Origin of the sequence: Clostridium sp. (assembly GCF_050717535.1) — a bacterium.
Classification (GTDB): domain Bacteria; phylum Bacillota; class Clostridia; order Clostridiales; family Clostridiaceae; genus Clostridium_AD.
Map to the genome: position 1 here is coordinate 15,068 of NZ_JBOITM010000006.1, position 22,898 is coordinate 37,965.

General features: G+C 30.6%; 20 protein-coding genes and 1 pseudogene. 20 read left to right on the forward strand and 1 reads right to left on the reverse strand.

All coding sequences use genetic code 11. From position 1 onward, the window contains the following. Positions 1-21: 21 nt before the first annotated feature. From ftcD to ppaX, 11 genes and pseudogenes are all read left to right on the forward strand, one after another. Positions 22-918: a glutamate formimidoyltransferase gene (gene ftcD, locus ACREVU_RS01415; RefSeq protein ID WP_431549852.1), complete on the forward strand. Its 897-nt coding sequence runs from the start codon at positions 22-24 to the stop codon at positions 916-918. Between the two features lie 43 nt (positions 919-961). Next, positions 962-2,641, forward strand: a complete 1,680-nt coding sequence (locus ACREVU_RS01420) for a formate--tetrahydrofolate ligase (RefSeq protein ID WP_431549853.1) — start codon at positions 962-964, stop codon at positions 2,639-2,641. A 26-nt stretch (positions 2,642-2,667) separates the two neighbouring features. Further along, positions 2,668-3,288, forward strand: a complete 621-nt coding sequence (locus ACREVU_RS01425) for a cyclodeaminase/cyclohydrolase family protein (RefSeq protein ID WP_431549854.1) — start codon at positions 2,668-2,670, stop codon at positions 3,286-3,288. Positions 3,289-3,365: 77 nt separating this feature from the next. Further along, positions 3,366-4,148, forward strand: a complete 783-nt coding sequence (locus tag ACREVU_RS01430; RefSeq protein ID WP_431549855.1) for a folate family ECF transporter S component — start codon at positions 3,366-3,368, stop codon at positions 4,146-4,148. 21 nt (positions 4,149-4,169) lie between these two features. After that, positions 4,170-4,295: pseudogene (locus tag ACREVU_RS01435) on the forward strand (ice-binding family protein); the annotation flags it as partial. Between the two features lie 152 nt (positions 4,296-4,447). After that, complete coding sequence (locus ACREVU_RS01440; protein ID WP_431549856.1) at positions 4,448-5,506, forward strand: serine hydrolase domain-containing protein; 1,059 nt, start codon at positions 4,448-4,450, stop codon at positions 5,504-5,506. Positions 5,507-5,727: 221 nt separating this feature from the next. Then, a complete protein-coding gene (locus ACREVU_RS01445; protein WP_431549857.1) occupies positions 5,728-6,582 on the forward strand; it encodes a DUF1186 domain-containing protein in 855 nt (284 codons plus the stop codon). A gap of 47 nt (positions 6,583-6,629) precedes the next feature. Beyond that, on the forward strand, positions 6,630-8,075 hold the full coding sequence (locus tag ACREVU_RS01450) for a DEAD/DEAH box helicase (RefSeq protein ID WP_431549858.1): 1,446 nt from the start codon (positions 6,630-6,632) through the stop codon (positions 8,073-8,075). A gap of 165 nt (positions 8,076-8,240) precedes the next feature. Beyond that, complete coding sequence (locus ACREVU_RS01455) at positions 8,241-8,531, forward strand: DUF2651 family protein (RefSeq protein WP_431549859.1); 291 nt, start codon at positions 8,241-8,243, stop codon at positions 8,529-8,531. A 511-nt stretch (positions 8,532-9,042) separates the two neighbouring features. After that, positions 9,043-9,207 (forward strand): hypothetical protein, encoded by a 165-nt coding sequence (locus ACREVU_RS01460; protein ID WP_431549860.1) that lies wholly within the window; start codon positions 9,043-9,045, stop codon positions 9,205-9,207. Between the two features lie 175 nt (positions 9,208-9,382). Continuing rightward, positions 9,383-10,030, forward strand: a complete 648-nt coding sequence (ppaX, locus tag ACREVU_RS01465) for a pyrophosphatase PpaX (RefSeq protein ID WP_431549861.1) — start codon at positions 9,383-9,385, stop codon at positions 10,028-10,030. A gap of 335 nt (positions 10,031-10,365) precedes the next feature. Here the strand turns inward: ppaX and ACREVU_RS01470 are convergent, their stop codons facing one another. Next, entirely contained in the window at positions 10,366-11,091 is a 726-nt protein-coding gene (locus ACREVU_RS01470; protein WP_431549862.1) for a YARHG domain-containing protein, read from the reverse strand. A 262-nt stretch (positions 11,092-11,353) separates the two neighbouring features. On the opposite strand from ACREVU_RS01470, the gene ACREVU_RS01475 reads away from it, so the two are divergent. The 9 genes from ACREVU_RS01475 to ACREVU_RS01515 all read left to right on the forward strand — a co-directional run bounded on the left by ACREVU_RS01475 (position 11,354) and on the right by ACREVU_RS01515 (position 22,867). Next, positions 11,354-12,277: an NUDIX hydrolase gene (locus ACREVU_RS01475; RefSeq protein ID WP_431549863.1), complete on the forward strand. Its 924-nt coding sequence runs from the start codon at positions 11,354-11,356 to the stop codon at positions 12,275-12,277. Between the two features lie 94 nt (positions 12,278-12,371). Beyond that, on the forward strand, positions 12,372-13,013 hold the full coding sequence (locus tag ACREVU_RS01480; protein ID WP_431549864.1) for a cysteine hydrolase family protein: 642 nt from the start codon (positions 12,372-12,374) through the stop codon (positions 13,011-13,013). 51 nt (positions 13,014-13,064) lie between these two features. Next, positions 13,065-14,555, forward strand: coding sequence for a nicotinate phosphoribosyltransferase (locus ACREVU_RS01485; protein WP_431549865.1), 1,491 nt, complete (start codon positions 13,065-13,067; stop codon positions 14,553-14,555). A 170-nt stretch (positions 14,556-14,725) separates the two neighbouring features. Next, complete coding sequence (locus ACREVU_RS01490; protein ID WP_431549866.1) at positions 14,726-15,940, forward strand: hypothetical protein; 1,215 nt, start codon at positions 14,726-14,728, stop codon at positions 15,938-15,940. A 227-nt stretch (positions 15,941-16,167) separates the two neighbouring features. After that, on the forward strand, positions 16,168-18,162 hold the full coding sequence (locus ACREVU_RS01495) for a methyl-accepting chemotaxis protein (protein ID WP_431549867.1): 1,995 nt from the start codon (positions 16,168-16,170) through the stop codon (positions 18,160-18,162). A gap of 113 nt (positions 18,163-18,275) precedes the next feature. Continuing rightward, the gene (locus ACREVU_RS01500; RefSeq protein ID WP_431549868.1) at positions 18,276-19,418 is read left to right on the forward strand and encodes a YecA family protein; all 1,143 of its coding nucleotides are present in this window, start codon (positions 18,276-18,278) and stop codon (positions 19,416-19,418) included. A gap of 159 nt (positions 19,419-19,577) precedes the next feature. Next, positions 19,578-20,765, forward strand: coding sequence for a tetratricopeptide repeat protein (locus ACREVU_RS01505; protein ID WP_431549869.1), 1,188 nt, complete (start codon positions 19,578-19,580; stop codon positions 20,763-20,765). A 21-nt stretch (positions 20,766-20,786) separates the two neighbouring features. Then, positions 20,787-21,470, forward strand: a complete 684-nt coding sequence (locus tag ACREVU_RS01510) for a response regulator transcription factor (RefSeq protein WP_431549870.1) — start codon at positions 20,787-20,789, stop codon at positions 21,468-21,470. A 14-nt stretch (positions 21,471-21,484) separates the two neighbouring features. Beyond that, entirely contained in the window at positions 21,485-22,867 is a 1,383-nt protein-coding gene (locus ACREVU_RS01515; protein WP_431549871.1) for a sensor histidine kinase, read from the forward strand. Positions 22,868-22,898: the final 31 nt, after the last annotated feature.

The window sequence follows — 22,898 nt, forward strand, 5'->3', positions numbered from 1 at the left end:
AGTAAAGGAGATAAAAATAATATGGGAAAATTAGTAGAATGTGTTCCAAATTTTAGTGAAGGAAGAGATAAGAAGATAATCGAAAGCATAGTTGATGAGATAAGAAATACAGAAAATGTAAAACTACTTGACTACTCCTCAGATAAAGACCATAACAGGACAGTTGTTACATTTGTTGCTACACCTGAAGATGCTAAAAATGCTGCTTTTAAGTTAATAAAAAGAGCATCAGAACTTATAGATATGAGGCATCATAAAGGTGCCCATCCAAGAATGGGTGCTACAGATGTAGTTCCGTTTATTCCAATTCAAGATGTTACTACGGAGGAATGTGTTGAAATGGCTAAAGAACTTGGTAAGAAGGTTGGAGAAGAATTAAATATTCCAGTTTATCTTTATGAAGATGCAGCTAGTAGTAAAGAACGAACAAATCTTGCAAAAATTAGAAAAGGACAATATGAAGGTTTTTTTGAAAAAATAAAACTTCCAGAATGGAAACCTGATTTTGGTCCATGTGAAATGAATGAAAAAAGCGGATGTACAGTTATTGGTGCTAGATTTCCACTTGTAGCATACAATGTTAACTTAGGTACAGATAATATGGAAATAGCAACTGCTATTGGTAAAAAGGTAAGAGCGATAGGCGGTGGACTTAAATTTGTAAAGGCTATGGGAGTTAAACTTGAAGAAAGAAATATAGTTCAGATTTCTATGAATCTTGTAAATTATGAAAAGACTGCAGTATATAGAGCACATGAAATGGTTAAAATGGAAGCAAAGCGATATGGCGTTCCAGTTGTAGGGAGCGAAGTTATTGGACTCGTGCCTATGAAAGCATTAATTGATTGCGCAGAATATTATCTTCAAATAGAAAACTTTGATATAAGCCAAATACTTGAAAAGAAACTATCAGAATAAAAAATTCTAAAATATTATTAAATATGATGGGGAGTTGAATTATATGAATATCGTTCCAAGTGATATTGAAATAGCTCAAAAGGCAAAGATGCTACCAATTACAAAAATAGCTGAAAAATTAGGAATTGAAGAGGATGAATTAGAAGCTTACGGTAAGTACAAGGCAAAAGTCTCTTTAAGTATATTTGATAGATTAAAGGATAAAAAAGATGGGAAATTGATACTTGTTACAGCAATCACTCCAACACCTGCAGGTGAGGGAAAATCAACAACTTCTATTGGTCTTGGAGATGCTTTAAATAAAATAGGTAAGAAAGCATGTATAGCATTAAGAGAGCCTTCACTGGGCCCTGTGTTTGGGATTAAAGGAGGAGCGGCAGGTGGCGGATATGCGCAAGTAGTTCCTATGGAAGACATTAATCTTCACTTTACAGGAGATATGCATGCTATTACTGCAGCAAATAATCTTCTATCAGCAGCAATAGATAATCATGTTCATCAAGGTAATATCCTGAAAATTGACCTTAGGCAGATTGTATTTAAAAGAGTTATGGATATGAATGACAGATCTCTTAGAAATATAGTTGTTGGCCTTGGTGGAAAAGTGTGCGGTTTCCCAAGAGAAGATGGTTTCATGATTAGTGTTGCGTCTGAGGTTATGGCTATTCTTTGTCTTTCTAAGGATTTAATGGATCTTAAAGTGAGGCTTGGTAAAATAATAATAGCTTATAACATGGATGGTGATCCAGTAACTGCAAAGGATCTTAAGATTAATGGAGCAATGGCACTACTAATGAAGGATGCTATAAAGCCAAATATAGTTCAGACATTAGAAAATTCACCAGCAATAATACATGGTGGACCATTTGCAAATATAGCTCATGGATGCAATAGTCTTATAGCTACAAAGCTTGGACTTAAACTTTGTGATTATTTAGTAACTGAGGCAGGGTTCGGTGCGGACCTTGGTGGAGAGAAGTTCTTTGATATAAAATGTAGATATGGAGAATTAAAACCAGCGGCTACACTTATAGTTGCTACTATAAGAGCATTAAAAATGCACGGTGGAGTAGCTAAAGCAGATCTAGGAATAGAAAATCTTAAAGCTCTTGATAGTGGATTTGAGAACTTAAAAAAGCAAGTTGAAAATATAAGAAAATTTAATGTGCCTGTAATGGTTGCCGTAAATAGATTTAGTAAAGATACGGAAAGTGAAATAGAACTTCTTATAGCAAAATGCAAGGAGTTTGGAGTTGAAGTAGCACTTAATGAAGTATGGGCTAAAGGATCAGAGGGCGGAATTGAGATGGCCGAGAAGCTTGTAAAACTTATAGAAACTGAGGAGTCCAACTTTAAACCTATTTATGATGTAAATAGTTCTATAAAAGAAAAAATAGACACAATTGTTCGCGAAATATATGGTGGAGATGGAGTAGTGTTTGAAGCAAATGCTAAAAAACAGATAAAAAAACTCGAAGAATTAGGACTGGATAAGATGCCAATATGCGTTGCTAAAACTCAATACTCTCTGTCTGATGATGCTAAACTTCTCGGAGCTCCATCAGGATTTAAGATTACAATAAAAACAGTAAGAGCCTCTGCAGGCGCTGGATTTATAGTATGCGAAGCTGGCAACATAATGACTATGCCAGGACTTCCTAGGGTTACCGCTGCAGAAAAGATGGATATAGATAAGAATGGAGTTATAACAGGATTATTTTAAAAAGATGCAGAAAGGAGAAAATCACTATGTTATTAGTTGATAAAAGTGTTAGAGAATTTATTGACCAAACTTCCCAAAATTGTCCTGTACCAGGAGGTGGAAGCATTGCGGCACTAGTAGCTTCATCTGCAGCAGCACTTGTCTCCATGGTTGCAAGCTTAACTATTGGTAAAAAAGGTTATGAAAGTTTTGAAGTAGAGATGAGTGAAGTTTATGAACAAGCTAACATATATAAAGAAAAGTTTATAGGGTATATTGATAAGGATTCAGAGGCTTTTCACAGAGTGATGGATGCCTTTAAATTACCAAAAGAAAATGATGAAGAAAAAACCATAAGAAAAGAAACTATTCAAAATGCACTAAAGTATGCATCTCAGACTCCATATAAGATAGCAGAAGATGCATATAAACTTATGGATTACTCAGAAAAAGCAGTAGAACATGGAAATAAAAATGCAGTAACTGATGGTGCTGTATCTGCTATGATGGCAAGAAGTGCAGTTTTAGCAGCACTATACAATGTGAAAATAAATTTATCCTCAATTAAGGATAGTGAATTTGTAGCTGAGTTTGAAAAAAAAGTTTCTGTTCTTGAAACCAATGTAGTTGAAAGAGAAAAACAAATACTTAGCAAAGTAGTTATGTAAGGAGATACAATAAACATCAACCTGAGGTAGATTATCATTTGCTTCAGGTTGTTTTTTAATATGTTGGAGGTATTTAAATGAGAGAAAAGATGAGCACAAGAATTTTGGTTTCAACTTCTGTCTTTATTGCAATTGCCGTAATTACAAGGTCAATGGGTATAATGATACCAATTGGTGGTGCAGGAGCTATGAGAATTAGTTTTGATGGGATTTTCTATATTCTTCCTGGAATTATTTATGGACCAATTTATGGTGCATTTGCTGCTGGCATTACGGACATTCTTGCATATATTTTAAAACCTATGGGACCTTATATTCCTCTATTTACTTTAACAACAATGCTTTCAGGTTTTATTCCAGGATTAATATGGAGATACGCAAAGATTGTTAATTCTAAAAAATTAGTAAAACACTATATTTCTTGTTTTGTAACTTTAGGACTAATAGGAATTATTAATAATGTTGTAATATTTGTATTTCCAAAATCAAATTTAGGAAAATTGATTTTTTCGCTGGGAAAGAAAACTCAGTTTATTGGGATTGGACTGGAAGTTATTGCACTGTTTGGTTTTGTAATTTTGTTTATTAATACTTTGATTAAAAGAAACAATAGTGAAAATAAACTATATGACAACTATATTAAAATGATGTTAGCTATAGGATTGCCTACTTTAGTAATTTCATCTATTAACACTTATTTTCTAGTATTATTTGTGCCGGGACTTTCAAGTATAGGATTCATGGTTTTATGGATTCCTAGAATTGCAGAATCATGTCTAATGGTATTAATTCAGTCATATATAATATCTTTACTTTTAAATGTTTATGAATTGGTGTTTAGAACACATCCTAAATATTAAATTGGCTAATTACAAACAGATTCTCATTTCCAGGGACGTATTTTTGCATTGACATCCATCACAGTGAATAGGGGTGCTACGGTGAAAGGTCAGTTGTTGGCACGGAATGGTGCGGTTACACTAGACAACAATAGCATCGAAAATTAATTTATGACATCAAACCATATAGCTCTAAAAACAGTTTTAATATATAAGCCTTTCCTTCATTGGATAGGCTTATTTTTTAAAAAATATGATATTATTAATATAAGATGAACGGTTAGATAAATTAAGGTTGTTGTAAATGGAGGAATAGATAAATGACAGTTAATATTAAAAAGCTAGATAAAGCAATACAGCTTGTAAAAGAAGGTATAAATAAGGGATACTTTCCTGGAGCAGCAGTAGCTGTTGGGGGTAGAAAAAACTTGTATTTTATTGAACACTTTGGAAATAGAAGTCTTTACCCTGAAAACCACTCTTTAGAGAGGGACACACTGTTTGATATGGCATCTTTAACAAAGGTAATGGCCACTACTCCATTATTAATAAGATTTCTTGAGGACGGAAAGATATCATTATATGATAAAATATCTGAATATGTGGAAGTAACAGAAGAAAAAAAAGAAATTAGCATTTTAGATCTTTTAACTCACACAGCAGGATTTAAATCCTTTGTGTTATTTGAAAAGGTGTGTACTTCATACAAAGATGCGATAAAATATATAACTAATGAACCATTAGAATGTGAGGTTGGAAGCAAAGTTATGTACAGCGATTTTAGTTTTATACTACTGGGTTATATTCTTGAGCAGATAGGTGGAGATACTTTAGATAATTTATGTAGAAAATATGTTTTTCAGCCACTTAGTTTGGAGAATACTACATTTAACCCAATAAGTAAAAACGTTGTAGCTACTGAAATGGATAAGGTAACAGGTAAGATGTTACTTGGGAGTGTTCATGATGAGAATTCCAGATTTTTTGGAGGAGTTTCCGGTCATGCAGGACTTTTCTCTACTATAGAAGATACTGCAAAATACGCAAAAATGCTAGTAAATTCAGGAAAAATAGATGGGCAATCTTTCATATCTAAAAATGGATTCAACAGCATGGTTAGAAATTATACCTCTTCGCTTAATGAGGATAGGGCACTTGGATGGCTTTTAAAAGCAGATAAAATGTCCTCAGGTGGTGAACTAATATCACCTAGTGCCTTTGGTCACACAGGATTTACAGGAACATCTATATGGGTGGACATAGAAAATGATATATATGCAATACTACTGACCAATAGAGTCCATCCAACACGGAACAATACTCATATATTAAGATTTAGAAGGTTGTTTCATAATGCAGTAATTTCAGCAGTAGAGTAAAGACAATAAAAAATACTGTAATTTGGCATATAGGAATCACCAAACTCAAGGTAAAGATTATCGAAGGAGTTACATAATTAAAAAACAAAACAATTAATCATTAGTGCATAAAGTAAGAAAAAAGGATATAATATAATAGGTTGATTAGGGAGTTAGGGCCCTTTTAGGAGCAATAAATGGTATTTTAGTAAAAATTCAAATGAAGAAGGAGTTTTATTATAATGAATGAATTAATTAAAGAAATTGAATATAATAATGGCAAATTTCCAAAGGCTCAATTAAAGGAAATAATAAACCATAGAGAAGAATTTATACCTGAATTACTTGATATATTAAGAAATGTCAAGGAAAATTATGAAGAGATTTTAGAAAAACACAGCTATTTTGCACATATATATGCAATCTTTTTATTAGCACAGTTTAGAGAAAAACAAAGTTATATGCCGATTATAGATTTAGTTAGTATGCCAAAGGAAATTCCAGATGATATTTTTGGTGATTTCCTTACAGAGGATTTACATAAAATTTTAGCTTCAGTTTGTGGAAGCAATATGGGACCAATAAAAAGATTAGTGGAAGATAGTAATGTTAATGAATATGTTAGATGTGCTGCTATTAAATCCTTTATTGTACTACTAGGCGAAGGGGATATATCTCAAAGTGAAGTTCTTGAGTACTATAAAAGTTTATTTGAAGGAAAACTTGAGAGAGAATTTTCACAAGTTTGGAATGAGCTTATATATGATTCTTGTGAAGTGGGTCCTAGTGAATTGTATGAATACATAAAAAAAGCGTATGTAGATGAATTAGTTGACGTAGAGTGTATATCCCTAGAAGAAGTGGAGGGTGCTGTAAAAATCCATGATAAAGAAAAATTCCCGAAATTAAAAGATGAAGGGTATTCATTTGTTATGGATACTATAGAAGAGTTAGGATGCTGGAGATGTTTTAAAAGAGAGAGTAATGATCCTAAATCACAATTTATGCAAGGAATTAATAAGATGAATAAAAACAATAAAAATAAAGGTAAAAAAAAGCAAGTAAAAGCTACTAAAAAAAAGCAAAGAAAAAAATAATCGAGAAGGTCTAAAAGTAATGGAAATATAAGAAAAGAGATGATCTAATGACAAAAGCAAATTTTGAAGATTTTGAACTAAACAGTGATTTATTAAAAGCAATTAGTCTGCTGAGTTTCACAGATTTAACAAAGGTCCAGGAGCAGGTTATACCTGCTGTATTGGCGAGTAAGGATGTAGTAGTAAAGTCCCAAACTGGCAGTGGGAAGACTGCAGCATATGGCATTCCTATTTGTCAGCTTGTAGATTGGGAAGAAAATAAACCTCAAGCATTAGTGCTTACACCAACTAGAGAACTTGCTATCCAAGTCAAAGAAGATATTTTTAATATCGGTAGGTTTAAAAGACTTAAAGTAGCGGCAATTTATGGGCAGAATTCTTTTTACAATCAAAAAAAAGAACTTAAACAAAAGACACATGTGGTAGTTGGCACACCTGGTCGTATTATAGATCATTTAGATAAAGGCACAATTGATATGTCAAATATAAAGTATCTTGTCATAGATGAAGCAGATGAAATGCTGAATATGGGATTTGTAGATCAGATTGAAATCATAATAAACAGCTTACCCAAAGATCGTGTCACCATGTTATTGTCAGCCACAATGCCTAAAAATATAAAGAATTTGTGTAGCAAATACATGAAGAATCCTATACGTATTGATATAGAAGATGAAAATAAAGCAGCAGACAGTATATTGCAAGAAAGATATAACGTAAATGAGCAGGATAAGATAAAACTTTTAAGAGATATAACTGTAGTAGAAAACCCAGATAGTTGTATGATATTCTGTAATAGAAAACTTAAGGTAGATGAGGTTTATGGTGATATGGTAAATCTTAACTATACTTGTAAGAAAATCCACGGTGGAATGGAGCAAACCGATAGATTAGAAGTAATGAATGATTTTAAGAAGGGTTATTTTAGATATTTGGTAGCTACAGATGTTGCAGCTAGAGGGATAGACATAGATGATATTTCACTTGTAATTAATTACGATATACCTGAAGATAAGGAAAGTTATGTTCATAGGATAGGAAGAACTGGCCGTATAGGTAAGCTTGGCCACGCAATTACTTTTGTGTCGCCAAATGAAAACAGGTTTTTAGATGATGTACAAGAATATATCGGTAAAGAGATTCCACTTAAGACGAAACCTGAAGTTGAAATTGTAAATGATGCCAAGGAAGAATTCCAAGACAAGATGAATACTAGACCTGAACTTAAAGAAGAAAAAGGTGCGGAGCTAAGCAAAGAAATTATGAAACTACATATTAATGCAGGTAAGAAAACAAAGATGAGGGCCATGGATATAGTAGGTACACTTTGCAGTATTGAGGGCATGACTAAGGATGATATAGGGATTATCAATATAATTGATATATCTACCTTTGTGGAGATATTAAATAACAAAGGTGAACTAGTATTTCAGGAGTTGCAAGAAACACCTATTAAAGGAAGACTTCGTAGCGTAAGCAAAGTTATATACTAATAAAAAATATAGAGTAGACACTGAATACAGTTTCTACTCTATATTTTTTACCTATTATATTCCGTTTATGTACTAAAACATACGTTATGAGGTCCATGAGTTGTATTATATAAAAATAAAAAGTAAACTTTAATTATTAGAATAATTAAAGGCGGTGATACTGATATGTTTAATAGCTTTAATATTTATACCAATGAATCAATGGAAATGATTTTATTCACATACCCAGTATTAGTCCTTATAGTATCTTTAGCAATGCAACTTATATTTAAGAAAATGTTTGTTATTTTAATGATTAACTTTGTATTTTGGGTTATTGCTACATTTACTATATTTAATTCCAGTTTTTTGATTTGGTGCTTTATATATACGTTTATCTCTATGTTTGGAACACTTATTGGAGATTTAATTATTATACATAAGGAAGTTGTAATTAGCAAAAGGGAAAAATTATAAATATAAATAAATAAGTATTGACAAAAAAAATTAGCGCAGTATACTAGTCAACAATACATAGAATAAATTTAAATATTGAGAAAACTGAGATGGATTAGGTAAACATCTTGCATATTTTTCAGAGAGTGGGCAGCGTTGTGAACCCATAATTTCAGATGTTGAATCTCACCCTTGAGTTGTAGGCTGAAAACATAATATGTGCTAAGCTGTGCAGGTGTATAGTAATTATATATCGTTATTAAATGAAGATATAAAAATGGGTGGTATCGCGATAGACTTTTCGCCCCAATGGGCAAGAGGCCTATTTTTCTATACCTAAAAATTTATTTTATGTAAAAAATAAGGGAGGATTATAAATGGCAGGTATTCCTACTAATGAATGGCGTTTGTTTTATTTACTACAGTAAATAGTTATAAAATATTAATTCATGGGATATACTACTAATAAATATTTTTTACTTGAAATATTATATAGATGTTTAAAAAAATAATTTAGCAGGGAGGACTTTTTATGAACCCAAAAAGTAATGAAGAGAAATTAGTTAATATTGCAAAGGTAGGTAACTTTACTAAAGCTGCAGTAGAAAATTTGGAGGAAAATATAGTGGAACAAAAGGATTATTTAGAGAAGGTATGGGTTAATCAGGTACCTCATATAAATGATAAATTTCATTAGAAAAGATATCTTCTTGATAAGAACAATATTAACGACTGTCCTTTTGAAGTCGTTAATATCCAAAGTCTATGCTAAAACACCGATTCAAGTTTTTCTTTTAAAACTGCTGGATTTTTGATAAAATGAAATTATCATAATAACTCAGCTGCTCAGGAGTTAAGAAGGAGAAAAAATTATGGCTATTCGCAATATTTTGTTTGATTTTGATGGGACGCTAGTAGATACCAATGAGTTAATTATACAATCGTTTCAACATACTTATCAAACACATTTGAATAAACAGGTAGATAGAGAGAAAATTATTAAAAACTTTGGAGAAATTTTAAAAATTACATTAGACAGAGAATTTGGTGATGCTGGAGGAGAAGCTATTAAAACATATCGGAGTTTCCAAGTTGGGAACTTTGAAAAGCTAATTACCATTCGCAGTGGGATAAAGGAAGGGATAATTGAGCTTTATAACCAAGGCTACAAGCTGGGAATTGTCACTTCTCGTCTTAATGATTCCGCTATGAGGGGATTAAATCATTTTGGACTTGTAGATTACTTTGAAAGTATCGTAGGAGCAGATAACACAGAAATACATAAGCCAGACCCTACTCCAGCATTTATGGCTTTAAAGGAACTTAAAGGAAAACCAGAGGAAACCATGCTTGTGGGGGATAGTCCCTATGATATATTATGCGCAAAAAATGCAGGGATTACCTCGGTGATTGTTGGGTGGAGCGCGCTACCTATGGACATGCTTCTCAAATATGAACCTGACTATGTTGTAGAAAGTATGGAAGAACTAGTGGAATTGGTGCGGAAATTAAAGGATTAATAATGGCACTACTCGGCAGAAAGGTAAAATTCAGTCTTTTTATACGCTTTTTTTATTATATAGGAAACAGCTTGCGGAAAATAATGTGGATAACTTTTTTATAGATGAGAGTTAATATTTCTATCAAATGTTTTTAGTCGCAAAAAAAGTATATATTACGTATAATGCATTTGAATAAGCTTTAGAACTTCTTATTTTATTTTAAATTAAGCTGCGTTAAGAAAAATATATGTTTGAGCGAAGCGAGTTTATATTTTTTAGCAGCTTAATTTAAAATAAAATTAGTAGTTCTTAGCGAAATGAATGCATTAGTAGTAATATATACTTTTTATTTTTTATTTATTTTCATATTCTGAAATTATTTTTATATTATATGTTTCTACATCAGTTAATTCTCCATCAGACCCTTTAAAATTAGGGTTTTCTGTGTACCAAGATTTCCCATTAAAATATTTCCTATATGCTTCTGTTTTAAATACAAATCCATGTCTAGCATAGATTTCATTTCTAGCTAGTGTTAGATTGTCCTTTTCTAATACGGATACGTCAGAAACTAAAAGTTTCTCACTTTCACTTTTAGGGAAAATAAAATAGGTAGGGGAATCAATGTTATTTATATCATTATTATTTTTAGTCGGAACAACCTCTTTTTTTATTTCAGAGCTTTTATTAGTGGTGTTATTATTAGGACTAACATTATTTTTGGTGGAAGTCTTATCTGAACTTTTAGAATTATCAGAGAAAAATTTTGAAATCGATACATAATAGCTTCCAAAGCCTACAGATAATACTACTATTAAAATACCAAGTATAATAAAACCTTTATGGTTATTTTGTTTAGTAACAATTTCTTTTGAATTAGTTTCATTTAAAATAGATTTTTTAATAATGGGTTCTTCTAAATTATTTTGTTTAATATTATTTTCTTTTGAAGTGATATTTGTGTTTAAAGTTGACTTTTTTTCATTAGGTATTAAATTATTATATATGTTTTTACTACCACATTTTCTACAAAACTTTGTGCCATCTTCCAACTCATAACCACATTTAGAACAATACATAAATAATCTTCTCCTTTTTGAGCTTTATAATAAATATTATACTAAAAAAAAGCTAGTGTTTAAAGGTTATAGCAGGAAAAAACTAATGAATTATGCTGAATTTATACTAAGTTAATAAATTCTAAGTATTAAAAGAAGAAAGTAGAAAAGGTATTGACTTTGTACTATAATGGTGCTAAGGTTATAGTATCAAAGTAGTACAAAGCATTTTGACGTACATAGTCATAAAATAAAAAATATAAATAAGAAAGGGAACATGATTATGAGAAATATAAATATAAAAAATAAAGATGGGTTAACAGAAAAAGAGTTTTTAGACAGTTACATACCAGGGAACTATGATAGACCATCTAATACTGTGGATATGTTGCTTTTTACAGTAGATGATGTACCTGTAGAGGGAAAAGATCCTGATAAAGCACTTAAAATACTTTTAATAAAGAGGGCAGATCATCCATACCTTGGTTGCTATGCTATTCCAGGAGGGTTTGTACATATTGATGAAGCTTTAAATGATGCTTGCTTTAGAGAATTAAAAGAAGAAACTAATATTGATAATGTATATTTTGAACAACTAAAAACTTTCGGTGATTCAGTAGAAAGAGATCCAAGAATGAGAGTTATGTCAATAGCTTATTTGGCCTTGGCTAATAAAGCGAGTATTAAGCCGATAGCCGGAGATGATGCTACAGAGGCTAAATGGTTTACCGTAAGAAAAGATTTTATTTCTTCTAATAATTCAGGAACTTCTAGAGTTGATTCTTACAATTTAACCTTTATTTCTGATGATGATGATATTAAGATAGGATACCTGGTCACTGAAAGATTTATTAAAAACGGAATTATTTCAATTAAAGTACCCTCTTATGAACCACTGGAATGGAGCAGTGAGGAACTTGCCTTTGATCATATTAATTTGGTATATTATGCTATTGAAAGATTAAAAAATAAAATAGAATATACACCAATAGCATTTACTCTTTTACCTGAATATTTTACTTTAAGAGAGGCTCAAAAACTGTATGAGACAATATTACATTTAGAAAAGCCATTTTCAAGGGCTAATTTTAGAAGAAAGATTAAAAAAATGGTGATAAAGACTGAAAAAGAAAAGTTAACTTCAGGAAGACCTGCAATTTGCTATACTTTTAATGAAGGATGGGAACACAGCTTTTTCGATGAATAAAGAGATTATATGTAGCCCAATTTATAAAATCAATCTGTGTAGCATGTTCTACACCAGATATATTTGAAAGGAAATGATATAAATGATAAATTTAATGATAAATAAGATATTTGATATGGAAAATGAAATAAAGGGTGAAGTAATTAATTTAACTGACCTACCTAAAGAAAAAACAGCATTAATAGTTGTAGACATGGTGAATGGATTTGTTCATGCAGGAATAATGTCTTCACCTAGAGTTGTAAAAATCATAGATAATATTGTAGCTATTAATGAAAGAACATATGCTTATAAGAAGATTTTCTTTTTAGAACAACATGATGAAGATTCTACGGAGTTTAAAACTTACGCAAAGCATTGCATAAAAAATAGTGAAGAGGCAGAACTTATACCTTCATTGAATTGTGGAGCAACACTTCATAGTAATACCACAATAATTCATAAGAATAGTACTAATGGATTTCATGCACCAGAATTTAAAATGTGGTTAGATGAAAATGAGCAGCAAATCGAAAATTATATAATAGAAGGATGCTCCAGTGATATATGTGTTAAGCATTTTGCAGAAACATTAAAAACATATTTTAATGAAAAGAATCTTGATAGAAGAATTATTGTGCCGATAGATTCAGTAGAAACCTTTGATTTTGAAACTCATGATGGAGATTTGATGAAAGTTATATCCCTTTGGGAAATGAAGTCCAATGGTATAGAGGTAGTTGATACAATATTATAAAATATTAAAAGAATGATAAAATAAAAAATACGTTTAAGGAGAAAAATGCAAATGAGTAATACAATAACCAAATTCAATATTAAAGATGAAAGAAACCTTTCAATGTTAATGGATTTTTATGAATTAACAATGTCAAATGGATATTTTGTAAATGGGCTTTCAGATACTATCGTTTATTTTGATATGTTTTACAGGAAAAATCCAGATGGAGCAGGCTACTCAATAGTAGCAGGACTCCAGCAACTTATTGATTTTATTAAAAAACTCAAGTTTACGAAAGAAGATATTGATTACTTAAGGTGTAAAGGAATTTTATCAGAAGAATTTTTACAATACTTATTAACTTTTAAATTTACTGGAGATATCTATGCTATACCTGAAGGAACACCAGTATTTCCAAATGAAGCACTTGTAACTGTTAGGTCAAAGGTAATTGATGCACAGCTTATTGAAACAATGCTTCTGTTATCAATTAATCATCAAAGTTTAATAGTTACGAAAGCCAATAGAATAGTTAGAGCCTCAAAGGGAAGACCGGTTTTGGAACTAGGAGCTAGAAGAGCGCATGGAGCGGACGGAGCTATAATGGGTGCTAGAGCTTCTTATATTGGAGGCGTAACGGGCACAGCCACTGTAATGGCAGAAACAATGTTTGGAGTCCCTGCAATGGGTACCATGGCTCACTCGTGGATACAATTATTTGGAGATGAATATAAGGCATTTGCAACCTATGCAAAAACTTACCCAGATTCCTGCACACTGCTTGTTGATACTTATAACGTTTTAAAAAGTGGTATTCCGAATGCGATTAAAGTATCGAAAGATGTGCTTGAACCAATTGGAATGAGATTAAAAGCAATTAGGTTAGACAGTGGAGACCTTGCATATCTATCTAAAAAAGTAAGAAAAATGCTTGATGCAGCTGGACTTACAGATTGTAAGATAGTAGCTTCAAATAGTCTAGATGAATATATAATTACGGATTTATTAAACCAAGATGCAAAAATAGATATATTTGGTGTTGGTGAAAGAATGGTTACCGCTAAATCAGAACCAGTATTTGGTGGAGTTTATAAATTAGTAGCTGTTGAAGAAAATGGAGAGATTTCGCCTAGAATTAAATTAAGCGAAAATGAAGAAAAAATTATTAATCCAGGATACAAAATGATTTGGAGATTGTATGATAAGAACACACATAAGGCAATTGCTGATGTTATCACATTGGCTGGCGAGTCTATAAATGAAGCAGCATCTTATACTATCTTTGATCCAGTTTCTATTTGGAAGAAGAAAAAAGTCACTAATTTTTATGCTAAAAAGCTTCAAGTTCCAGTTTTCCTTAAGGGAGAATGTGTATATGAATTACCAACAATAGAAGAAATAAGATCGTATTGTAAAACTCAAGTAGACAGTATATGGGAGGAAGTTAGAAGATTCTCTAATCCTCATAAATACTATGTGGATTTATCTCTGGAACTTTGGCTTGTTAAACAGGAATTAATTAAAAGGTATAAAAATTCAGAAGACGAAAACGAAGTATAAAAAAATTTCTACTGTTATTGTAGCTGAGAAAAAAGGGCACTTAGTTATATAGTAAGTATTATAATATTATTACATGAAAATTATAGTAAATATGATTAATATCTCAATATATGTAAATAATCATTAGGGAGAGCATTGCTCTTAAATTATTTATATGTAGGGGTGGGTTTATGGAAATTATAGATTTGAAGAAATATTCTAAAAATAAATTGATGCCAATTAGTAAGTATGGTGATTTACTATTAATTAGTGAGAATAAAGAGTATCAATTTACTGAGTCAGGGATTTTAAATTATTATTTTTACAATTTTAAGGATGAAAAATTAAGTAAAATCGATAGGAATAAATATCCAATATTAGCGGATGTCTTTCATGAAAAAAAGATAGATGGAGAGGATGCCCACTATTATATAACCATGAAAAAGCAATTATTTGAAAATCAGTATTTTTTAAATAAGATTGGTATTGAAGAGGAAAAATCAGATACTATTTTTGAATTTAAAATGGATAACAAGTATCCAAATTTAGAATTTGAGGTTTTAGATGATAATCATATTTTAGTTTTTTATAAACCGGAAGAAGTATATGATTTTGAAAACTTTGATTACGGTAAAGATCATTATGGTTATGATAGGGGTATCCTTTATAATATTAGTAATGGGGAAGAATATGAAATCAAAGATACTAATTTTTTAAGAGGATTTCGCCTGGTTTTTTTTAAAAGTACAATTATGAATGAGATGTGTGTGGTGTATGAAGAAAATTATTTGGAATCTTTTGAAAAAGAAGAAATATATATGTTTGATCATATGAATAGGGTACCGAAAAAAGAAAAATTCTTTTACAAAGATTGTCTTAAGTATTCTCCTTTGAAAACGTTTTTAACAGAGGTTAAGTCGGGAAAAGAGAAGATATATTTTATAGATATTGAATCAAGGGGCATTAAAGGATTTGAGATATTTTCTGGAACTGACGAAAATAATATATATTATCTTGTGGGAGATTTTGGAGAAGAAGAAGCAAATGTTTTGGTTATGCTTAATAAGCAGGACTTATCAAAGAAAACAATAAAATTGCCTGAAGAATATGATGAGGAAGAAATTAAGAATTTTAGATATATATGCTGCTTAGGGGATAAGTATAAATCTATTTTTCAACTTAAGAATTTGACAAATGATAAAATTGAAATGAAAGAAGTTATTAATGGAAATATTAACTATACTTACTCAAATGATTTGGGAACTATCCAAAATTACATTGAAGAAAAATATTTAATTGCCTGTGTGAATAATAAAAAAACTTCTGTAATAGATGTTGAAAATAATAGCATAAAAAGTTTTAATAGAGAGAGTAAAGTCTTTGATGAGTATTTAATTTTATATTAGGGATTCTGGAACTGCTGAAATATAGTCAAATATTTCAGCAGTTTTTTGAGTTACCAGTATTATGGTAAAAAAACATCTAAAGAATTTAAAAATAAAAACGATAATATAACAAAAGAAAAAATATTGGGGGAAAAATATGAAAAAAACAAAAGATACAAATTTTAAATTTTTAAATAAAGCCAAGAAAGATAAATACAATTATATTAGCTTCAATTTTACCAGTATTTTTGTTAACTTTTACGGCTATAGGAATCTTTGCTTATAGTAATTCGAAAAAAACGATAAATATTGAGATTGAGCAAAAAATGAATCATCAATTAAAGGAAACAGTAAACTCCATTCAAACAGACTTAGAAAAACATGGTCAAATTCCGGCTTCAGTATCGAGAAGTGTGGAATCTATGGATAAAATAATGAAAAAAGATAATTTTGTTTCTCTTACACAAAAGAGTATAAGTATCAATGAAGATACTTTTGGACTTGGAATATGGTTTGAACCTTATAAATATGATAAGGCTTTAAAGTATTTTTCTCCATATGCATTTAAAGAAAATGGAAAAGCAAAATATTCAGATGAGTACATAACAACACAATATGAGTACACTAAAGAAGAATGGTATACTTTAGGCAAAAATACTGATAAGGTTGTTGTGTGGTCCTCTGCATATGTTGATCCTGTAACTAAGATTGCTATGGTAACAGCCACAGCACCATTTTATGATGAAAATAATAATTTTATTGGAGTTACAACAGCTGATATGGGGTTAGCACAAATTCAAAAGAAAATATCTGAAATCAAAGTTGGTAATACTGGGAAGGCTGTGCTTTTGAGTGGTGATGGCACATATTTAGCAGGAGACAGCGCTGAAAAGATAATGAAAATGAAGATTGCTGAAAATCCTAATAAAAATATAGCTGAGGTAGGTAAAAAAATTACAAAAGATAAAAATGGTAATGCTGGGTACAAGGATGTAGATGGTGAAAAACAAGTTTATTATAAAGTAATTCCTGAAACTGGATGGATAGTTGCATTAGTAATGCCTGAAAGGGAGCTTTATGCATCACTTCAAAGTTTATTAATAAAAATTATTTCAATTCTATTAGTGGCTTCCGTTTTAGTTATTGTTGTAGTTCTTTTATTTAGTTCATATATAACAAGAAATATAAAGAGAGTAAATGATCTTTCTTTTGCTATTGCAGAAGGTGATTTAACGAAAACATTAGAGGTTAATAATAAAAATGAACTAGGGGAAATGGGAAGTCATTTAAATAAAATGACTAATAATTTAAGAGTGTTAGTTAAGAGTACTATAGAAAGCTTAGAGCAGGTTGTAGCAACATCAGAAGAGCTTACAGCAAGTTCAGACCAAACCCAGCAGTCGGCAGAAGAGATATCACTAGCTATTCAAAAGGTTGCTCAGGGAAGCGAAGAACAGGTAGTGATTGCCCTTGATGCATCAAGAGTAGCAAAAGAGATATTTACGGGTATAGAGCAAATATCGCAAAATGTGCAAGGTGTTACCAATGCATCTCTAGCCACATCTGCTAAAGCTGAAAAAGGTAATGAAATTATAAATTCTGCTATTGATTATATGAATAATATTAGTGAAAAAGTGGCTGTTTCCTCGCAGGTAGTTTCAGTACTCGGAGATAAGTCTACTAAGATAGGAGGCATAGTATCATCAATAACATCTATTGCAGAGCAAACTAATTTATTAGCTTTAAATGCAGCTATTGAGGCGGCTAGAGCAGGGCAGCAAGGTAGAGGATTTGCTGTTGTTGCTGATGAAGTAAGGAAACTCGCAGAGCAATCGGCAGAGGCAGCAGGAAATATTTCTGGGTTAATACATGAAATTCAAAATGAAATTATAAATGCGGTAAAAGCTATGAATAATGGCACCTTAGCGGTAGATGATGGGATTAGGAAGGTTAATGAAGCTGGCAAATCATTTGGTGATATATTGCATGATGTTAATTATATGGCATCCGAGATGCAAGATGTATCGGCTGTAGTAGAAGAAATAAGTGCAGGTACTCATAATATGCTTGAGGGTGTTGAAAATGTATCGAGAATATCTAGTGAGGCATCAGGGAACTCTCAAAATGTGGCAGCTGGCTCTGAGGAGCAGACAGCATTAATGAAGGAAGTAGCTAATGCGGCTGAAAATTTAACTAAAATGGCCGCCGAGCTCCAAAATTCTATGAGAAATTTTAAATTGTAATAATTTATTAACTATCAAACACCCAAAATTAGTGGAATAAATAATATTAATTATGTTAATACTTGATTTATTAGCTATAAAAGTTAATAATGTATGTAGTGGTGGTGATAGAAATGAATATAAATCAATTAAATGCTAATAATTTTTGTAAAATGTTTGCAAGTTTAAACAAACAAGTATCGTTATATGAAACACTTGCTACATATACTAAAAACGATTTGGATGAGGTAAGGAAGAATTTATGTATTTCAGGGATTAGCTCATTAAATAAGCAAAAGCTTGCTATGGCTCTTGATGCTAATATTAAAGCATTACTTCCTGAAATATTGAAAAAATTTACGGATAGTGAATATAAATTACTCAAAAAGCTGATGAAACATAAGGGGATACTAAAATATAAAGATGAATTTTCTGATGTTTTCTCTTATTTAAGACGATTTGGTATAATAGGGTGCTTTAAAAATAACAATGATGAAAATTATATTTTTATACCTGAAGATATACTAATGAGTAGTAGTTTATTAATAAACAATCTAAATATTGTTTCAGAAATAAAGCAAAATGAAAAAGTAACTAAACTTTTAAAGGGACTGTTGTTTTATTATGGAGTGATACCTTTTCAGAAAGCTCATGATATGATAACTAACTATACCAAAAAACATTACGATATGGTTACTATATTTAATATTATTTACGAAAGTTGTAAAAAAGACGATGAAGTATATCTTCGTGATAATTATTGGTGTTCAAAACAAGTTATTGATCCAGAAAAATTAATTAATCAACAGGAAATTAAAAGTAATATTAATTATATGTCGCTTACTGAAAAGCAAGTACTAGATGCCGCTGGATTTGATTTTGTGGAATGGAACGAATATGATAGAGAATTAAGTACTTTTCTATGTGATAATTTTGAAGTTTCAAAAGACCAAGTTTTAGACTATATCCAAGGTATTAAATTGAGTTTTAAAATTGGATATGAATTTAATGATATAGTAGAAAAATTTTCAGTAAAATTTGAAGTGGAAAATCTAGAACAGTTAAAGCAACCAATAGATTTGATTATTGCAGTTTATAATAATTCTATACAATGGGTTTTAAAGGGGCATAGTCCCAGAAATGTTTCAAAAACAAAAAAAAATCAAATTGAGCCCATCTTAAGTAGTACTATACAGGGTTTAAATACTAAAGTTGGCAGAAATGATGCTTGTCCCTGTGGTAGCGGTAAGAAATATAAAAATTGTTGTTTAAAATAAGTTTTGTCATCTCTTAAAAAGGGACTATCTCAAAATAGAAGTTAATTTCTATTTTGAGATAGTCCCTTATCAATTCTTTACTTCTACGTAACTATTTAATAACAAATAAGGTTTAGAATAGTAACATAGAAAGAAAAAAACAATTAAGGGGTGTTTTAAATGAATAGAAAATCTATAATAATTTTGTCACTAGTGGCATCTTTAATGTTTACAGGAGGGTGCAGTGCATCAAGTCCAAGTGCATTAATAAAGTCACCTAAAATTTTAGAATCACAGGTTAAAAAGGAAGACATAAGCGCAATAGCAAAACAATTTTTACCTAACAAATCGAAGCTAGTGGATGTATCAAAAATAGCTACAGGAAAGACTGTTATTAAGGTGGATTTTGATAATGATAAAAAAGATGAAATTATAGGATTTTTTGATATTCCAGAATCCTTTGAAAAGGGGTTTGTGGTAATTAAAGAAAAAGACGGAAAATGGAATAAAATATATGAGTACAAAAGTCAAGGAAATAATATATTAAAAAGTGAATTTATAGATTTATATGGAAATGGTAAAAAAACTTTGCTGTTTGGGAATCTAATTTCTACTCTTGCAGGGGTGAACTATAACTTATTTACGTTTAATGATGATGAAATGAATAAAGTAGATTTAGGATCATGGAATAAGATGGAGATATTAAATACTTCTTTAGAAAATGATAAAAAGGGATTTGTTTTTGCAGGGTGGAGAGTATGTGGACCAGATAAATCCTATGGAATTGACTTAATTAGATATGATGGTAGGAAATTTACTTATGCTAAAGATTTATATCCAGAATACTTCAAAAATGTAGTGAAATACTATAAAGATATAATGGCTAAGAACTCTAAGGATGTTACACACTGGTACTATTTAGCTGATTCACAGGTGAAAGCAAATATGTACAATGATGCTATTAACTCTATAAAGATAGGTATTGATGCAAATAATGATAAAAATGGAACGTTTAAATTTTTTACTGACACTGAATTTTATGTGCTAAAGGCACAGGCACTAAATGGGCTCAAAAAATATGATGAGGCAAAGAATGTTTTGGAAGATGCAGCAGCAAAACAACTTAAGAAGATAGAAGTAAATAAAAAGGATAAAGAAAATAAAGATAGTCTTGAATACAGCAAAGAAGAAGTGACATTAGGAGATATTTATTTGGAACTTGCAAAGTCATGCTATAAGCTAAAACAAGATGATAAGGGAATGGGATATTATCAAAAATATTTGGACGTAATTAGTAACCTTGAAAAAAAGGAATATTTTAAAAATGAAATTGTAAAAGACCATGTAGAGTTGGGTGAAATAAAATAATAATTCGGGGTGTGGGGGTAAATGAATGAAAAAGTTATTGTTGTTGAGGATGAAAAACATATTAGGGGTTTTATAACCTTAAATTTATCTTTAAGTAAATTTCAAGTTATAGAAGCATCCTCGGGGGAAGAAGCATTAATTAAGTGTGAAGCTGAAAAACCAGATGTAGTAATTCTCGATATAATGCTACCTAATATGGATGGTTATGAGGTATGTAAAAGATTAAGAGAAAAGTGTTACGATTGTTGTATAATTATGCTAACAGCAAAGGCACAGGATATGGATAAAATAATAGGGCTTGATATTGGGGCTGACGATTATATGGTCAAGCCCTTTAATCCTATGGAACTTATATCAAGAATAAATGCTAATTTAAGAAAAACAAAAAGAAATAACATTACTTCAGATGTGCTTACCTATAGAGAATTGAAACTTAATAAATCATCACAAAAGTTTTATAAAAATGGTGTTGAAATAGAATTCACCTTTAGAGAGTTTTCACTTATAGAAGTATTTATGGAAAATATAAATAAAGCACTTTCTAGGGAAAACCTTTTAGATTTATCTTGGGGAGAGGACTTTTTTGGGGAAATAAAAACTGTTGATGTGCATGTAAGGAGAATAAGAGAAAAAATAGAAGATAATTCATCAAAACCTATTTATATACAAACGGTTTGGGGAGTGGGATATAGGTTTGGAAAATGAGAGGAGGCAGTGCATTGAGAAGTATTAAGACCAGGCTTACAGTAAGTTACTTAATACTTATAATTTTAATTGTAGTTACATTTGAGACTATATTTATGGTTAGTATAAAAAAATATTATTACAATAGCATTGAAAATACATTGAAAAATCAAGCTGAAATTTCAAGTAACTTTTACAAGAAATATTTTGCGGATACAGATATTTCAAAGGCATCTAATGATATATTAGATAATTTTTCTTATTTAACAAACTCGGAAATTCAGATAGTGGATTTAAATGGAGTAGTAATTAATGATAGTAAAGGTGTTTCAACTGGAATTAAGATAAATTCACCAGATATTGATGAAGCACTAAATGGTGAAATAGCAGTATTCAAGGGCGAATATAAAGAAAGTAGCGAAAGTGTAATGGCAGTTTCAAAGGTTTTAACATCAAGTGGTAGATCAGTTGGAGTTATACGATTTATAACCTCAATGGAAATGGTAAATAAACTGCTTGAAAATATATTTTTCATATTTGTGTTAATAGGAATCTTTGTTATTTTAGCTACAACAATACTCAGTCTCATTATGTCTAAAACTATTATAGAACCTTTAAAAACTGTAACAAATGCCGCTAATGAAATGGCCAGCGGTAAATTTTCAATAAGAGTAGATAAAAAATATAATGACGAAGTAGGTAAAATGGCGGATACTTTGAATTATATGTCCGAGGAAATATTAAAAAATGATAAATTGAAGAATGAATTTATTTCATCCATATCCCATGAACTTAGGACACCATTAACCTCTATAAAAGGCTGGGCATTAACATTAAAAAGAAAAGAATTTACAGATGAGATTAAAAAAGCAGAGGCACTTAATATTATAGTTGAAGAAAGTGAAAGATTATCACTAATGGTTGAGGAACTTTTAGACTTTTCAAGATTTCAATCTGGTAGGATTACTCTTCATATAGATGAAATTGATATAGGTAAACTTTTAAAAAATATAATTATGGAGTTAGAGCCAAGAGCACTGAAAAATGGAATTATATTAACGTATAATATTTATGAAACTGAACTTATTGATGGTGATAAAAACAGGCTAAAACAAGTTTTTATCAATATACTAGATAATGCATTGAAGTTTACAAAGGAGGGGGATGAAATTTGTATATGCTATGTAGAGAATAAGGAAAGTATAGCAATAACCATAAAAGATAATGGTATAGGAATAAGTGAAGAAGATTTAAAAAACATTACTAAAAAGTTTTACAAAGGAAATTCTAAGAAATCAGGAAGTGGACTGGGACTTGCAATATCAAATGAAATAATAAACCTACATAAAGGTGAATTAAGTTTTGAAAGTGAGTATGGAAAGGGAACTGTGGTAGAAGTGAAATTGCCTAAGAAATAAATAGAGCATAAACTGTCATTTTTATTGTGGT

Bases quoted from the DNA above. Each gene is read 5' to 3' on its own strand.
- ftcD (WP_431549852.1), top strand. From the start codon at position 22: ATGGGAAAATTAGTAGAATGTGTTCCAAATTTTAGTGAAGGAAGAGAT.
- ACREVU_RS01420 (WP_431549853.1), top strand. From the start codon at position 962: ATGAATATCGTTCCAAGTGATATTGAAATAGCTCAAAAGGCAAAGATG.
- ACREVU_RS01425 (WP_431549854.1), top strand. From the start codon at position 2,668: ATGTTATTAGTTGATAAAAGTGTTAGAGAATTTATTGACCAAACTTCC.
- ACREVU_RS01430 (WP_431549855.1), top strand. From the start codon at position 3,366: ATGAGAGAAAAGATGAGCACAAGAATTTTGGTTTCAACTTCTGTCTTT.
- ACREVU_RS01440 (WP_431549856.1), top strand. From the start codon at position 4,448: ATGACAGTTAATATTAAAAAGCTAGATAAAGCAATACAGCTTGTAAAA.
- ACREVU_RS01445 (WP_431549857.1), top strand. From the start codon at position 5,728: ATGAATGAATTAATTAAAGAAATTGAATATAATAATGGCAAATTTCCA.
- ACREVU_RS01450 (WP_431549858.1), top strand. From the start codon at position 6,630: ATGACAAAAGCAAATTTTGAAGATTTTGAACTAAACAGTGATTTATTA.
- ACREVU_RS01455 (WP_431549859.1), top strand. From the start codon at position 8,241: ATGTTTAATAGCTTTAATATTTATACCAATGAATCAATGGAAATGATT.
- ACREVU_RS01460 (WP_431549860.1), top strand. From the start codon at position 9,043: ATGAACCCAAAAAGTAATGAAGAGAAATTAGTTAATATTGCAAAGGTA.
- ppaX (WP_431549861.1), top strand. From the start codon at position 9,383: ATGGCTATTCGCAATATTTTGTTTGATTTTGATGGGACGCTAGTAGAT.
- ACREVU_RS01470 (WP_431549862.1), bottom strand. From the start codon at position 11,091: ATGTATTGTTCTAAATGTGGTTATGAGTTGGAAGATGGCACAAAGTTT.
- ACREVU_RS01475 (WP_431549863.1), top strand. From the start codon at position 11,354: ATGAGAAATATAAATATAAAAAATAAAGATGGGTTAACAGAAAAAGAG.
- ACREVU_RS01480 (WP_431549864.1), top strand. From the start codon at position 12,372: ATGATAAATAAGATATTTGATATGGAAAATGAAATAAAGGGTGAAGTA.
- ACREVU_RS01485 (WP_431549865.1), top strand. From the start codon at position 13,065: ATGAGTAATACAATAACCAAATTCAATATTAAAGATGAAAGAAACCTT.
- ACREVU_RS01490 (WP_431549866.1), top strand. From the start codon at position 14,726: ATGGAAATTATAGATTTGAAGAAATATTCTAAAAATAAATTGATGCCA.
- ACREVU_RS01500 (WP_431549868.1), top strand. From the start codon at position 18,276: ATGAATATAAATCAATTAAATGCTAATAATTTTTGTAAAATGTTTGCA.
- ACREVU_RS01505 (WP_431549869.1), top strand. From the start codon at position 19,578: ATGAATAGAAAATCTATAATAATTTTGTCACTAGTGGCATCTTTAATG.
- ACREVU_RS01510 (WP_431549870.1), top strand. From the start codon at position 20,787: ATGAATGAAAAAGTTATTGTTGTTGAGGATGAAAAACATATTAGGGGT.